Annotated in this window: 17 protein-coding genes; 1 reads left to right on the plus strand and 16 read right to left on the minus strand. The window is 38.4% G+C overall.

The window, feature by feature from the left end; all coding sequences use genetic code 11:
- Positions 1 to 20 precede the first annotated feature (20 nt).
- Positions 21 to 383 (minus strand): Asp23/Gls24 family envelope stress response protein, encoded by a 363-nt coding sequence (locus QUG14_RS09955; RefSeq protein WP_289340367.1) that lies wholly within the window; start codon positions 381 to 383, stop codon positions 21 to 23.
- A gap of 247 nt (positions 384 to 630) precedes the next feature.
- On the opposite strand from QUG14_RS09955, the gene rpmB reads away from it, so the two are divergent.
- Positions 631 to 819, plus strand: coding sequence for a 50S ribosomal protein L28 (gene rpmB, locus QUG14_RS09960; RefSeq protein WP_289340368.1), 189 nt, complete (start codon positions 631 to 633; stop codon positions 817 to 819).
- A 100-nt stretch (positions 820 to 919) separates the two neighbouring features.
- On the opposite strand, the gene spoVM is transcribed toward rpmB, so the two are convergent.
- The 15 genes from spoVM to remA all read right to left on the minus strand — a co-directional run bounded on the left by spoVM (position 920) and on the right by remA (position 15,269).
- A complete protein-coding gene (spoVM, locus tag QUG14_RS09965; protein WP_035445740.1) occupies positions 920 to 1,003 on the minus strand; it encodes a stage V sporulation protein SpoVM in 84 nt (27 codons plus the stop codon).
- A gap of 94 nt (positions 1,004 to 1,097) precedes the next feature.
- A complete protein-coding gene (locus QUG14_RS09970; RefSeq protein WP_289340369.1) occupies positions 1,098 to 1,745 on the minus strand; it encodes a thiamine diphosphokinase in 648 nt (215 codons plus the stop codon).
- A gap of 56 nt (positions 1,746 to 1,801) precedes the next feature.
- Complete coding sequence (gene rpe / locus QUG14_RS09975) at positions 1,802 to 2,446, minus strand: ribulose-phosphate 3-epimerase (RefSeq protein WP_289340370.1); 645 nt, start codon at positions 2,444 to 2,446, stop codon at positions 1,802 to 1,804.
- 2 nt (positions 2,447 to 2,448) lie between these two features.
- Positions 2,449 to 3,330, minus strand: a complete 882-nt coding sequence (gene rsgA, locus QUG14_RS09980) for a ribosome small subunit-dependent GTPase A (RefSeq protein WP_289340371.1) — start codon at positions 3,328 to 3,330, stop codon at positions 2,449 to 2,451.
- 27 nt (positions 3,331 to 3,357) lie between these two features.
- Complete coding sequence (pknB, locus tag QUG14_RS09985; RefSeq protein ID WP_289340372.1) at positions 3,358 to 5,316, minus strand: Stk1 family PASTA domain-containing Ser/Thr kinase; 1,959 nt, start codon at positions 5,314 to 5,316, stop codon at positions 3,358 to 3,360.
- Positions 5,316 to 6,068 (minus strand): Stp1/IreP family PP2C-type Ser/Thr phosphatase, encoded by a 753-nt coding sequence (locus QUG14_RS09990; RefSeq protein WP_289344118.1) that lies wholly within the window; start codon positions 6,066 to 6,068, stop codon positions 5,316 to 5,318. Before QUG14_RS09990 ends, pknB begins: the two co-directional genes overlap by 1 nt.
- A gap of 5 nt (positions 6,069 to 6,073) precedes the next feature.
- Positions 6,074 to 7,165 (minus strand): dual-specificity RNA methyltransferase RlmN, encoded by a 1,092-nt coding sequence (gene rlmN / locus QUG14_RS09995; protein WP_289340373.1) that lies wholly within the window; start codon positions 7,163 to 7,165, stop codon positions 6,074 to 6,076.
- A gap of 3 nt (positions 7,166 to 7,168) precedes the next feature.
- Entirely contained in the window at positions 7,169 to 8,518 is a 1,350-nt protein-coding gene (rsmB, locus tag QUG14_RS10000) for a 16S rRNA (cytosine(967)-C(5))-methyltransferase RsmB (RefSeq protein ID WP_289340375.1), read from the minus strand.
- 1 nt (position 8,519) lies between these two features.
- The gene (fmt, locus tag QUG14_RS10005; protein WP_289340376.1) at positions 8,520 to 9,464 is read right to left on the minus strand and encodes a methionyl-tRNA formyltransferase; all 945 of its coding nucleotides are present in this window, start codon (positions 9,462 to 9,464) and stop codon (positions 8,520 to 8,522) included.
- A complete protein-coding gene (gene def / locus QUG14_RS10010; protein WP_289340377.1) occupies positions 9,461 to 9,946 on the minus strand; it encodes a peptide deformylase in 486 nt (161 codons plus the stop codon). Before def ends, fmt begins: the two co-directional genes overlap by 4 nt.
- A 119-nt stretch (positions 9,947 to 10,065) precedes the next feature.
- Positions 10,066 to 12,477 (minus strand): primosomal protein N', encoded by a 2,412-nt coding sequence (gene priA / locus QUG14_RS10015; protein ID WP_289340378.1) that lies wholly within the window; start codon positions 12,475 to 12,477, stop codon positions 10,066 to 10,068.
- Entirely contained in the window at positions 12,464 to 13,681 is a 1,218-nt protein-coding gene (gene coaBC, locus QUG14_RS10020) for a bifunctional phosphopantothenoylcysteine decarboxylase/phosphopantothenate--cysteine ligase CoaBC (RefSeq protein ID WP_289340380.1), read from the minus strand. The genes priA and coaBC overlap by 14 nt, the downstream gene beginning before the upstream one ends.
- A 453-nt stretch (positions 13,682 to 14,134) precedes the next feature.
- Positions 14,135 to 14,380, minus strand: a complete 246-nt coding sequence (gene rpoZ, locus QUG14_RS10025) for a DNA-directed RNA polymerase subunit omega (RefSeq protein ID WP_289340381.1) — start codon at positions 14,378 to 14,380, stop codon at positions 14,135 to 14,137.
- A complete protein-coding gene (gene gmk / locus QUG14_RS10030) occupies positions 14,381 to 14,995 on the minus strand; it encodes a guanylate kinase (protein ID WP_289340382.1) in 615 nt (204 codons plus the stop codon).
- A gap of 10 nt (positions 14,996 to 15,005) precedes the next feature.
- Complete coding sequence (gene remA / locus QUG14_RS10035; RefSeq protein ID WP_095247706.1) at positions 15,006 to 15,269, minus strand: extracellular matrix/biofilm regulator RemA; 264 nt, start codon at positions 15,267 to 15,269, stop codon at positions 15,006 to 15,008.
- Between the last annotated feature and the right edge of the window lie 17 nt (positions 15,270 to 15,286).

Below are 15,286 nucleotides of genomic sequence, written 5' to 3' on the forward strand. Positions count from 1 at the left end.
CTTGTCGGTTCATTACGAACTTATGGGTTCGTCACACGAACTCCCTGAACGTAAATATTTACCGAGTCAACGGCAAGTCCAACGGTCTTATCAAGTGTGTACTTCACCTTTGATTGCACGTTATGGGCAACCTCAGAAATTTTCGTACCATAGCTGACAATTATATACATATCAATATGTACTTCTTCATTCTCTTGGCGGACAATAACTCCACGAGTAAAGTTTTCTCTTCTTAAAATATCCGTAAGACCGTCTTTTATTTGACTCTTGGAAGCCATACCGACAATACCATAACAATCGATAGCGGCACCTCCAGCGATGGTGGCGATTACTTCATTTGAAATATCAATTTGTCCGAACTTGGTTTTTAATTCGATGGACATGAATCGTTCCCCCTTTTGGAAATTGCTCCTTGACTAAGGTCATTTTACTATAGTCAAGAAAAATATGAAAGCGATACTTTCTTCTTATTGGTTTTAGAGACATTAATCATGCATGTCAAGGTATTTTTCTTGAAACCTTTATTAAACACTATTGCATTCACAAAGGTTGTATGATAAATTATTAAGGTATCTTTAGACAATAACGTAAATGCTGTATAAAGCTTTGGGTATTAAGGAGGGAATCATTATGCCACGTAAATGTGTTGTAACTGGAAAGAAAACTACAACTGGTAACGCACGTTCTCACGCTATGAACGCGAACAAGCGTACATGGGGTGCTAACCTACAAAAAGTACGTATTCTTGTTGATGGAAAGCCTAAGCGTGTTTGGGTTTCTACAAGAGCGTTAAGATCTGGTAAAGTAGAACGCGTTTAATATGTTTGGGCATCCTTCAATAGGGTGCCCTTTCTTATTATCTTTCCCATAATTCCACAAAATAAAAAAGCACCCTATAAAAGGTGCTTAGACAGTTATTCTATTCATTCTTTTTAAATGCACCAATCATCGCTCGGACAAGTCCACCTAAAAACTTTGGCAGTTTAATTGTATAAAACTTCATTATGTCCCTCCTCACCATCTCACACATCTAACTTCTCTCGTACGCCCTTACTATTTTATTCACACGGACGAAATCAGTACCTCATAAATCGGTATTAATCATTACTTCTTATCACTAATAATATGCCTTCCGAAAATGAAAAAGTACCATTATCACTAATAAGTTCATTACTAATACATAATGTTGAGCCGATAGAAATATGACGATTTTTTAATGGATATTTAAAGCCATCAAGAGTGAGACCTTTTACATGAAGGGTTAGGGGAACAAACGAAACATACTTTTTATCTTCCCTCTTATTTATTTTATAACTTCCTGGACCTTTTAATGATATGATATTTTGTTTATCAATAAGAAAAATGTTGCAGCTATTTGTTTCCATTAATGGCGTTACCATTAATTGGACATTTGCTAAAAAATGGTCTAACCTGCCACCACTTGCTCCAAAGATTCTGATTTGATCTGGTTTTTGTTCGATGGCCCAATTCAAAGCAAGCTCCATATCTGTTTCATTTTTTTCAGGCTTATACCTCTTCAGGTCTTTAACAAATCCTTCAATCAGCATATATTCTTCTTCGGAAACAGAATCGAAGTCTCCAAAAGCTATCTTAGGTGTAATATTCTTTTTTATCAGGGTATAGACCCCTCGGTCTACACCAACCCAAATCTCTCTGTCTCCTATGTAATCATTTAAATTGGGCAGAAGTTCCTCAGGACCTCCAGCTAAAATATTTATTTGCACTTCAATCCCCCTTTTTACTGCAAAAAAAGCCAGCAAAATAGCCGGCTTTGAGTTTTCTAACCTCTTATTGATAATATGGCTGCTTCGTAGTCCTCTTTATTATAAATAGCAGAACCTGCAACTAGAACATTAGCACCTGCTTCAATACATAATTTTGCAGTTTCAGGATTTACCCCGCCATCAATTTCTATCTCAATTTCTTTTCCTTTTTCATCCGCCATTTTCTTTACTTTCCTTATTTTAGGAAGGACTTCAGGGATGAAACTTTGTCCACCAAAGCCTGGATTTACGGACATTAACAACACCATATCAATATCTGCTAATATATGCTCAATACTGTCAACAGGAGTAGCGGGGTTTAACACCACTCCGGCTTTTATTCCAAATGATTTAATATGGTGAATCGTTCGGTGAAGGTGTCGACACGCTTCAACATGAACAGTAATGTAATCTGCTCCTGCTTTAGCAAAGTTCTCAATGTATTGGTCTGGATTTTCTATCATAAGATGTACATCCAGGGGAAGCTTTGTGACTGGACGAATTGCCTCAACAATTAATGGCCCTATCGTAATATTTGGAACAAAATGACCGTCCATAACATCGATATGAATATAGTCAGCCCCTGCCCTTTCAACTGCAGCGATTTCTTCACCTAATCTGGCAAAATCAGCAGAAAGGATGGAAGGTGCAATTTTCACCATAACTAATACCTCGGCTTTCTATCTTTTATTTCTTGAAGGAAATCAACATAATGCTGATAACGATATTGAGTAATTACTTGTGATTCAACCGCTTGTTTTACAGCACATTTAGGCTCACTAATATGTAAACAGGCTCTAAATTTGCAATTTTCACTTTCCCTTTGCATTTCTGGAAAGCAATATGCCAACTCTTCTGCTTCAATAGTCGTAAATTCCAATGAACTAAATCCCGGTGTGTCAGCAATCAGACCCTTACCGATACTAATTAGTTCAACGTGTCGGGTGGTATGTTTACCTCTGCCTAAATGGGAAGAAATATCATTGGTTTTTAGTTCAAGGTCAGGTCGCAGCACATTTAAAAGCGATGATTTGCCGACTCCCGATTGGCCGGCAAAAACAGATATTTTATCTTCGACATGTGGATTTAAAGCCTCAATACCTACTTCGGTTTCAGATGAAGTAAGTAATACTTCATACCCAATCTTTCTATATTGATCAGCGTATTCCGAAATCTTCTGTTTTTCATTGTCGTTGGTTAAATCCATTTTTGTAATACAAATAAGTGGTTGAATATGATTATATTCGACAAGAACAAGAAACCTATCTAAAAGCACGGTACTAAAGGCTGGTTCAACTGCGGAAAAGACAAGAATAGCTTGATCTACATTTGCAATAGGCGGACGAACAAGTTCATTCTTCCTTTCCTTTACTTCCATAATATAACCTTCTCGATCATTTTCCGCCTGAAAAATAACTTCATCGCCGACAAGAGGTGTAATTTTGTTTTTCCGAAACACACCTCTTCCCCTGCATTGAATCATTTCTCCATTATGAAGCACATAATAAAAACCACTTAATGCTTTTACAATTTTTCCTTCAGGCATAGCCACACTCCTTGATATTTCATAACATTACTCTGGATAAGGAACAGACTCATCTGCAACCACGGTATCTTCTCTAATAACCTTAAATCCAGCTTCCCCTTCAGGTGGAACTAAGAGTTCAATTGTAATTTTAGTTGTTGCCGTAATCGTTCGGGTATCTGCTGGTGTTGTCATACTGCGATTAGCATCTTGAATGTAAATAAGTACTTTTTGCTCTTGACCTGGTTCCGTACCAGTATATTCAACAGTTATTTCTCGAAAAACAGTTCTAGGCGGCTTCTCTTCTTTTCCTTTTGAAATAACAACAGAAACCGTCTCACCCTTTTTCATTTCAGTTCCTGGTGGAGGAGACTGAGAAATAATATTTCCTACAGGAACATTATCATCGAATTTTTCCTCTGTAGCATCAAGGGTAAGACCGACGGAATCAACATAATCTTGAGCACCTTTTGTATTAGATTGCGTTAAATCTCTTAAGATTATTTTCTCTGGCCCCTTACTAACTTCAAACTCTAAGATTGTATCTTCAGGGACGACTTCTTCGCCGCTTTCAGGTTTTTGACTTAGGATTGTTCCCTTGTCACTATCATCGAATACTTCCGTTATTTTAATATCCTTAAAATCTTGGTTATCAAGTAATCGAATCACATCATTATAATTGCGGTTCGTATAATCGGATAATTCAAACTTCTCTTTTCCAATACTGAAATAGATCGTAATAGCAGTATCTTCCTTTACGGTACTTCCTTCTTCAGGATTGGTTTTTATTACCTTTCCTTCTTCTATTTCTTCATGGGTACTCTCGATTTCTTCATCAACCTGCAGACCCGAAGCCTCTATTTTTGCAATTGCCTCATCTAATTCCATGCCGCTAACATCAGGAATGGTAACATCTTTAGGAGAGATCAGGCCTGGTAATACTAGAAAAGTAAATAACCCTAATAATGATAACACTAAGAAAGTTGTGATTAAGATAGCCGGCCACTTTTTACGTTTTTTCTTCTCTTTTCCTTTTGTTACGTTATCATTACCTTTATTTTTATCCTGACTATGTACCAATGTTTCATCTAGATTTTGGAGAGGACGATGATCATTCGTAATGATCGGGATTGCTTTTGTTGCCTCGTCATCAATCGGAATAACAAATTTCGTTTCATTTATTCTCTCTGAATCCAGTGCTGTCCTTAAATCTTCCTCCACTTCCTCTACTGAGTTATAACGATGAAAGGAATCCTTTGCTGTTGCCTTCAGAACAATATTTTCAACACTCTGTGGGATGTTCGGGTTCCACCTTCTTACTGAGGGTGTTTCCGATTGCAAATGCTTCAAGGCAATTGAAACAGCAGATTCACCTGAAAAAGGAAGCCTGCCTGTTAATAATTCAAACATGACAATCCCCAAAGAATAAATATCAGATTTCTTATTTGCCATACCTCCACGAGCTTGTTCTGGTGACAAATAATGTACTGAGCCAAGAACTGAATTGGTTTGGGTAATACTGGTTGCGCTTAACGCCATTGCAATGCCAAAATCAGTAATTTTTACCGTACCATAACGGTCAACAAGGATATTTTGCGGCTTGATATCCCGGTGTATAATATGGTTTTGGTGGGCATGTGATATGGCAGATGTCAGTTGTTTCATTATTTCAATTGTATCTTCAACCTTCAACGGTGAATTTTGTTGTATGTACTGTTTTAATGTTTGACCTTCAACATATTCCATAACAATAAAATAAAGATCATTTTCTTCCCCAACATCATAGATACTAACAATATTAGGGTGCGCTAAACTTGTTGCGGATTGGGCTTCTCTACGGAATCTGCGGATAAATTCTTCATCGTTAGCAAAATCAAGGCGAAGCATTTTGACAGCTACATCACGGTCTAGAATCATGTCGTGGGCTAAATAAACATTGGCCATTCCGCCCCCGCCAATCATTTCTAGGACTTTATAGCGACCGCTTAATCGTTTTCCAATCAACATTATTCATCACCCTCGCAAAAATCAGAAAACTCTACAATCGCAAGTGTAATGTTATCCTCTCCCCCATTCTCATTTGCAAGGGAAATAAGGGTACTTGCTTTTTGCTCCAAAGGTTCTTCATTTGTCAGAATGGTTTTCATTTCTTTTTCATTTACTTTATTTGAAAGACCATCAGAACATAATAGAAGAATATCCCCCTCCTCAAATATAATCGTTTTGATATCCATCTCGACTGCTTTTTCAGTCCCAAGAGCTCTAAGGAGTACATTTTTACGGGGATGATGCTCTGCATCTTCTCGAGATATTTGACCTGTTCGAACAAGTTCATTTACTAATGAATGGTCTTCTGTAACCTGTTTAAAACCTGACTCATTCAATAAATAACAACGACTGTCACCTATGTTTGCAATTGTAACAAATCGTTCGGTACTTATTGCTGCAACAACGGTAGTCCCCATACCATCACATTCTAAATGGTTCAATGCATGATTAAAAAGCAAATTATTGACGTTTGTAATTTGCTCTCTTAACCAATTTTCTGCATCTCCAGCAGTTGAAATACCATTTGAAGTTTCCCAGTCGTTCTTCAACTGAGTGATGGTCATTTCGCTTGCAACATCACCAGCACGGTGACCGCCCATACCATCTGCAACAATGGCTAAGCGGTGACCGTCCTTATTTACAAATATTCCTCCAGCATCTTCATTATGTTGTCTGACCTTGCCTTGATCAGTCATAAATACTGCTTTCAAAACTTTCACCTCGTCTCCTCTTTTCGCTCCTTTGCACGAAGTTGTCCACATGCTGCGTCAATATCGTGACCTTGCTCCCTGCGAATCGTAACATTAATACCACGATTTTTGAGCGTTTTTTCAAATGCAAAAATTTTATCCTTTGGAGTCCGTACATAGTCCCTCTCGGGTACATAATTCACAGGAATTAAATTAACATGGCATTTTAGCCCCTTCAAAAGGCTGGCTAACTCTTCTGCATGTTCAACAGAATCATTTACACCGCCAAAAAGTCCATATTCAAAGCTAATTCTTCGACCTGTCTTATCGATATAATACCTTACAGATTTCATTAAGTCATCAAGTTTATACGCCCTGTTGATAGGCATTAACCGAGACCTTAATTCCGTGTTTGGCGCGTGTAATGAAATCGCAAAATTAATCTGCATATTTTCATCCGCAAATTGATAAATTTTCGGAACAATGCCGCTGGTCGATACTGTGATGTGGCGTGCCCCGATCATCAATCCTTTATCATGATTAATAATCTTTAAAAACGCCATCATATTATCATAATTGTCAAAAGGCTCTCCAATCCCCATAATGACAACTGAACTGACGCGCTCATCAGTCTCATCAAGAGCTTGCTGCACCGTAACAACCTGAGCAACAATTTCACCTGCTTCTAAATGACGTTTAAGCCCGCCAAGTGTTGATGCACAAAAAGTACAACCAATCCGGCAGCCAACTTGTGTTGTTACACACACCGAATTACCATAATCATGACGCATTAAAACTGTTTCAATGGAGTAGCCATCGTGAAGCTCAAATAGAAATTTAATGGTTCCATCAGATGAAGTTTGCTGAATAATGGTTTTTAATGTGGTGAGTTGGAAATTCTCTGATAGTTTATCACGTAACCCTTTTGGTAAATTACTCATATCTTCAAATGAAGTTACTCTTTTTTTGTAGAGCCAATCAAAGACTTGTTCTGCGCGAAATGGTTTCTCGCCATTATTCGTCAGCCAATCCTTTATTTCATGAAGTTCCAGTGAATAAATAGACGTTTTTTTTATGTCCAATGTTGTATTGTTCTCAGTTGTATTTAATTGTTCCAACTGTTACACCTTCTTTCTTAAGCTTGCGATAAAGAACCCGTCGGATCCAAAATCTTGTGGGAAAATTTGCAAATATCCATCTGTTACTAGTGGTTGAATTGCCTCAGGCATTCTATCTTTAAATGTAATGTCCAATTCAAACTCAGGATGATCGTCTAAAAATTTGCTGACAGTATTTTCATTTTCCTCTTTATCTACTGTACACGTACTATAGACAAGAATTCCACCTTTTTTCACTAAAGGGGAAACAGAGTCCAATAAATTTTGCTGTATGGTACTTAATTGATAAAGGTCTTGTTCTTTTTTTGTATATTTCATATCAGGTTTTCTTCTCATTACACCTAGTCCAGAACATGGTGCATCGAGAAGTATTCTATCAAAGTATTCTTTATCGAAATGGTCTCCTGCATTTCTAGAATCCATTGCGATTGTCCTTATATTACCCAAACCTAGACGTTTGGCATTTTCATTAATTAATTTTACTTTATGTTCATGTAAATCGAGGGAAATAACTCCTCCGGTTAGTTTCATTGTTTCAGCAATATGAGTACTTTTTCCACCGGGAGCGGCGCAGGCATCTAGAATCAATTCATTTTCGTTTGGTCCTAATGCATAGGCTGCAAGCATTGAACTTTCATCTTGAATGGTAATGAAACCTTTTTTAAATGCCCTCGAAAAGGCTAGATTTCCTTTCAATGCCCTAATTGCTTCAGGAATAATAGGACTTCTTTCAATTTGAAAGCCTTCTTCATCAAGATCTTCAATACATTCACGTACAGTGGTCTTTGTTAAATTCACTCTCGCCGTTTGTAACGGAGCAGTTAAGTTAATTTCACACATTTCTTTGGTTCTTTCAAAACCAAATTGGCTTACCCACCGCTTAACAAGCCATTCTGGGTGACTCGTTTCGATGGACAGTCGTTCAATTGGGTCACTTACTGCATCCATTGATGGAAGACCCTCACGCTGTATACTTCTCAATACTCCATTTACCATCCCTGAAATTCCCTTATGACCACGCTTTTTCGCAATTTCTACTGCTTCAAAAATGGCTGCTCGATCAGGAATTTTATCAAGATAAACCATTTGATAAAGGGTAATCCGTAATAGCTGTAGTACCCAATTTTCTAACTTCTTACTGTTTTTAATAAAGGGCTTCAAAAAGAAATCCAGCGCCATCTTCCTTTGCAAAGTTCCGTAAGTTAGTTCTGTCAAGAGCCCTGTATCAATCGGAGAAAGTTTGTTTTTCTCAATGGTACTATTCAACAGTAGATTACTGTATGATTGGTTCTTTTCAATGTTTTCGAGTAAATCCATTGCTGCTTCCCGCACATTTCTTCGTTTATTCGTCATTTTATTCTCCTAGTCTGCTGCCAACTAAGATTTTAGATCCTGCACCTCGATAAAACTCTTCACTTGTCATTTTTGTTTTACCAGAGGGCTGAAGCTCTTTTATCTTAATAGCTGTTTCATCACCTGTTGATACAGTAATACCATCAGGATCATTTTTTATTATCATCCCATGGTCTTCACTCTTTACACCAATAACCTTCTCAGAACGCCAAATCTTCAAAGTCTGGCCATCAATTGTTGTAAAAGCGACCGGCCATGGATTTAATCCTCGAATATGGTTATAGATTTCTTCCCCAGTTTTGGACCAATCAATTTTCTCCTGCTCCCTTTTAATGTTATAAGCAAACGTTGCTTCATCATTATTTTGAGGGATTGGGGTTAATTTACCTTCTAACAGCTTTGGAAGTGTTTCTGATAGTAACGCCGCCCCTGCTGCACTAAGTTTATTATGAAGTGAACCAACATTATCTTCCTCGGTGATTTCAACTTCTACTTGCGTTAAGATATCACCTGCATCCAATTTTTCTACCATATACATGATGGTAATGCCTGTTTTCTTTTTTCCTTGGATAAGGGCATAATGAATGGGTGCTCCACCACGAAGTTCGGGAAGAAGTGAGGCATGGACATTAATACAACGATGTGCCGGAGCCTCTAATATCTCCTTCGGTAATATTTGCCCAAAAGCAGCAGTTATGATTAAATCGGGATTTAGGGAAATTATCTTTTCCAGCTCTTCTTTTTGACGGATTTTCTCTGGTTGATAAATCGGGATTCCATGCTTTAATGCTTCAACTTTTACTGGCGGCGGTGTTAACACTTTCTTTCTTCCAACCGGTCTGTCAGGCTGTGTTACTACACCAATAACCTCATAACCGTCCTCAATAATTCTACGTAACACGGGTACTGAAAAATCGGGGGTACCCATAAACACGATTTTCGTCATTCAATTTCTACTCCTTTTAACTCATCTTCCTCGAGATATCGAGTAACTTTCGTTGTAAATAATATCCCGTCCAAATGATCTAGTTCATGAAGTATTGCTCTAGCGAGAAATTCTTCTGCTTCAAGTGTGTACTTTTTCCCTTTTCGATTATATGCCTCAATCATAACGTAATTTGGTCTAGTTACTTCACCAAAAAGGTCTGGAAAACTTAAACACCCTTCTGGACCAGATTGCTCTCCAGATGTTTTTATGATGTGAGGGTTGATCATCTCAATCGTTCCTAATTCATTATCAATATCGACGATGGCAATTCTTTGATCGATGCCAATTTGTGGAGCAGCTAGTCCAACTCCGTCGTATTCAATCATTGTGTCATACATATCATCAAGCAATTTAGCAAGCATTCTGTCAAATTTCACTACAGGCCTGCATTTTTTTTCAAGTACCTCTGCTGGGTAGGTAACTATTTTTTGGATAGCCAATGATGTTCCTCCATCTATTTCGTTGTTGTCATATTTTTTTATCTATTTGTTATTTATTACTATACATTTTCACCCAATTTACTTCTACATAACCTTTTGTATCAAGGAATTTATGTGTTTTACATTAAAATAAATGGGTTTACATCTATTGATACGAGTAATCCGCTTTTGGGGTCGGCTTGGTACTGGTCGAGTATGGCTTTTAATGTTTTATTAAGTTCGGGTTCGCGTTTATATTTAATTAAACAATGATAGCGATATCGATTATTTATCCTTGGGATTGGCGATGCTGCAGGTCCCAGAACCACTGCATGATTGGATATGCGGGAGCGGACATAAGCAACAATTTTTTCCGTTGCTGAAACTACTGTCATTAACTGCTCATGACTGATGGTTACTAAGGCTAGGTAATAAAAGGGCGGATAATGATGTGCTTTTCGCATCATCATTTCCCTATTATAAAAGCGATCATAATCCTGTGTTCCAGCGAGTTCTACGCTATAATGCTCAGGAGTATACGTTTGGATAATTACTTCACCTGGCAATTCATGTCTCCCCGCCCTGCCGCTTACCTGTGTTAAAAGCTGGAACGTTTTTTCCGATGAGCGAAAATCTGGCAGATGAAGCATCGTGTCAGCAGAAAGAACACCAACAAGTGTAATGTTGGGAAAATCTAGTCCTTTTGCAATCATTTGTGTCCCTAAAAGAATATCTGCTTTTCCTTCATGAAATTCTTTTAATAGTCTCTCATGCGCTCCCTTTTGACCAGTTGTATCTACATCCATACGAATTACCTTTGCCTCAGGCAAAATTTTACCGAGTTCATCCTCGACTTTTTGTGTTCCTGTACCAAAGTAACGGATATAATCACTTGAACACTCGGGGCATTGGGTAGGTACATAACTCTCAAATCCACAATAATGGCATTTCATTTGCTCCTTAACCTTATGATACGTTAAAGAAATATCACAATTAGGGCAATTCATAACATATCCGCAATCCCTGCACATAACAAACGATGAATGGCCACGTTTATTTAGAAATAGTACGGATTGCTCTTTTCTATCTATTCGTTCTTTTAACAAGTCAAACAACTTTCTCGAAAACATAGAGCGATTTCCTGCTCTAAGTTCCTCCCGCATGTCAATAATCTCTACAGCGGGCAGTGCTCTTTTATTCATCCGATTTGGGAGAGATAGCAGTTTGTATACCCCTTTTTGCGCTCTTGCATAAGTTTCCAATGCTGGTGTGGCACTCCCGAGGACAACCGGGCAGTTATTATTTTGAGCACGTTCTATCGCCACATCTCTTGCATGATAGCGTGGCATTTCTTCCTGCTTATAGCTTGTTTCATGTTCTTCATCAATAATAATGATTCCTAAGTTTTCAAAAGGAGCAAATATCGCTGACCTAGCACCAACCACGACTTTTACTTCTTTTCGTTGAATTTTCCGCCATTCATCATATTTTTCACCTGCTGATAGTCCACTGTGTAAAACAGCAACCAAATTGCCAAATCGCCCCTTAAAGCGATTTACCATTTGTGGAGTAAGTGCGATTTCTGGAACAAGAACAATCGCTTCCCGGCCCTTTTCAATTACATCCTGTATCGATTGTAAGTAAATTTCCGTTTTACCACTGCCCGTTACCCCATAAAGTAAAAAAACCTCATGGTGTCTATCTTCAATTGAGCCAAGTATGGGCATAATCGCCTTGTGCTGATCCTCGGTTAAGGGTAATGGCTCTGTCCGGGCAAAGGTCCGATTTTCATAAGGGTCACGATATACTTCCATGTCCTTTTCTGTAAGAATTTCCTTTTCTACAAGTGCTTTCACCGTTGCTGCAGAAATGCTTAATTGTGAAAGTAATTGTCTAAGTTCAACCGGTTCGGTGTTGTTAACAAAATATCTAAGTACTTCTTTTTGTTTATCCGCCCTTTGAGGCATGTTATTACCAGCAATTTCTAAATCTGCTGGGGAAAGAAGAGGGATGACGTACTTTAATTTCTTTTTCTTTAGCCTTTCTTTCACAACATATATGACTTCTAGATTGCCTTTAGCTGCTTCTTTTTGGAGAATAGGCACAAGCCCATCTTTTAATGCTTCTTCCCAAAGAATAGATGCGTCATTTTTAAATGCTACTTGAAGCTGCAAAGGTAATTCCTCTAGTCTAGCATCGAGAGAAAGCTTTACCTTCTTCTCATATTTTGCTTTTAAGGCGGCTGGAAGCATTGCCTGAAATGCATAAATTTTGAAGCAAAGCGTATTATCAGTCAACCAATTCCCTAACTCAAGTAACTCATGGTTAAGAACAGGTTCTAAATCCATCGGCTCAATAATTTCCCGGAGTTTCTTAAATTCTGATTCTGCTTTGATTTCGGTAACAAAACCTTGTATTTTCCTTGGGCCAAAGGGAACAATTACCCTCATTCCAGGCTGAATAGTCTCAATCCAATGGGCAGGAATTAAATAATCAAACGCCCTATCCGTTTGTTTTGCAGGCACATCAACAATCACACTAGCAATTCTCATTTGGTTCCAAATCCTTTGGTAATGCAGCAATTTCTTCAATGATTTTGTGTGCAACATCTTGCTTTGACATTAAAGGCAGATCGAGTTTGCTTCCGTCACGCTTATATACCGTTACAATGTTTGTATCCATGCCAAAACCAGCACCTTCTGACTTTACATTATTAGCGACTATCATGTCTGCATTTTTGGCTTTTAATTTTTTCAAGGCATACTCCTCAACATTTTCAGTTTCAGCCGCAAACCCAACCAGAATCTTGTTTCTTTTCATGGTACCAAGTTCAAATAATATATCTTTTGTTCGTTCCAATTGTATTACCTTGTCCCCAGGCTGCTTTTTCATTTTATGTTCATAGGAGACCTTAGGAGTGTAATCTGCTACTGCCGCTGTTTTAATAATAATATCCGCACTATCACAGTTGTTCATGACTGCATGGTACATATCGTCAGCGCTCTCAACCTTTACTATTTCCACACCTGTCGGAGGAGAAAGATGAACAGGTCCTGATATTAATACGACTCTTGCTCCCTCTTTCTTCGCCGCTTCAGCCAGCGCATATCCCATTTTCCCTGTAGAATGATTCGTAATAAAACGGACTGGGTCTATTTTTTCCCTGGTTGGACCAGCAGTGATTAAAACAGTTTTGTCTTTTAGCATTAACGTGCTTGTTTTCATAAAATGTATTTTTATTAACTCGACAATCTTTTCAGGTTCCTCTAGTCGCCCCTTACCAACATATCCGCAAGCAAGATAGCCTTCACTCGGTTCAATAAATTTATAATTGTAGGATGCCAAAATTGAAATGTTCTTTACTACTGCTGGATGGTCATACATATGTACATTCATCGCTGGAGCAATCCAAACTGGTGCGGTTGCTGCCAGTAAGGTCGTTGTAATCATATTATCAGCTATCCCATTTGCGAGCTTTGCAATTGTATTGGCAGTCGCTGGTGCTACTAGTATCAAATCAGCCCAATCAGCTAAATCGATGTGAGCAATCACATTGGGGTTTTTCTCGTCAAAGGTATCGGTATATACTTCGTTCTTGGATAACGCTTGAAACGTTAAAGGGGAAACAAATTTTGCTGCGGAGTCACTAAGTATGACTTTTACTTTTGCACCTGCTTGAACAAGTTTGCTTGTTAATGCTGCGGCTTTGTATACGGCTATTCCACCTGTTACACATAGTAATATCTTTTTATCCATTGTGAATATGTCCCCCACTTCTATTCCAGAAAATATCTTTTCTTTTATTATGCTAGAATCACATTATTTTTTCATCTTTTTCAACTGTGATTCTAAAAAAAGGATGTGTTAGACTAGGCTGATGATTTGCGCTCCACTAAGTAAAGCTTCTTGGAATAATCATCGCAGGGACAGGCGGTTTTTGCCTGTCACGAGGCGCTATGCTTTCCGCGGGCTCGCCCGTGAGCCTCCTCGGTCGTTCCGACCTGCGGGGTCTCACGGTGCTCGTTCATCCCGCAGGACATTGAATTTACTTCCTCGAATAGTCACCGCACGAAGAAAATGCGATAGCATTTTCGAGAATCAAGCGCCTTCCTCTCCAATCAACAGGTTCTAATCAATAGTATCCTTTAACACAGCCAAAAAATAAAAAAGGCTGACATTTTGCTGCTGTCAGACCTTCCTGTGTGGTTATTACTTGCCTATATTGCTATCTTTCCCGTAAATAGCACCTGTTTCTGATTTATTAGGAACCCGGTATGTTAATTCACCACTGTGAATTTCCTCGAGTGCTTTCCCTACATGCTTATAGGAAACATATTTTGATAATCTCTCGTCACGTGTTTGCTGCATGGAACGAGCCCGTTTTGCTGCCACGGAAACTAGCGAGTATTTTGAATCAATTTTATTTAGTAAAGAATCAATCGAAGGATATAACATTTATTCTACCTCCAGTAATTTTTTATATCGGTGTTCTACACGTTCCCTGCGACAATGTTCGGCGATAACAATCGCTTTTACACGTTCACATGCCAACTCTACTTGATCATTTTCCACAACATAATCGTATAATTCCATCATTTCAATTTCTTCCCGAGCAGATAACATCCGATTGTTAATTAACTCTTCTGTTTCCGTTCCTCTTGTAACAATCCGATTCTTTAACTCAGAAAGACTCGGCGGCATTAGGAAGATAAACAATCCTTCAGGAAACTTTTCCCTAACTTGTCGCGCACCCTTAACTTCGATTTCTAGAAAAACATCTTTTCCAGCATCCAAAGTTTCACGGACATAATCCACTGGGGTTCCATAATAATTGCCTACAAACTCTGCATACTCTAAAAGTTTGCCTTGTTCAATTAATTTTTCAAATTCATCTCGTGACTTAAAAAAATAATCCACCCCATTTACTTCACCTGGGCGTGGTAAGCGTGTTGTAGCTGATATCGAGTATTCAAAAGCCGTGTCCGGATGGGAAAATATTTCTTTTCTAACTGTTCCTTTTCCGACACCAGATGGACCAGAAAATACGATAAGCAATCCTTTTTCCTGCATTTTCTATATCCTACCCTTCATCTATAATTTCATCACGGTCTGCCAGTCGATGGGCAACCGTTTCAGGCTGTACTGCTGATAAAATGACATGGTCACTATCCATAACAATTACTGCACGAGTACGTCTTCCATATGTAGCATCAATCAATGAACCCCGATCCCGGGCATCTTGAATAATTCTTTTTATCGGAGCAGATTCAGGGCTTACAATTGAAATTATCCGATTGGCAGATACGATATTTCCAAAACCAATATTAATCAATTTAATCGACATGATTATCATCCAATCAT

Origin of the sequence: Neobacillus sp. CF12, from assembly GCF_030348765.1 — a bacterium.
Lineage (GTDB): Bacteria > Bacillota > Bacilli > Bacillales > Cytobacillaceae > Neobacillus.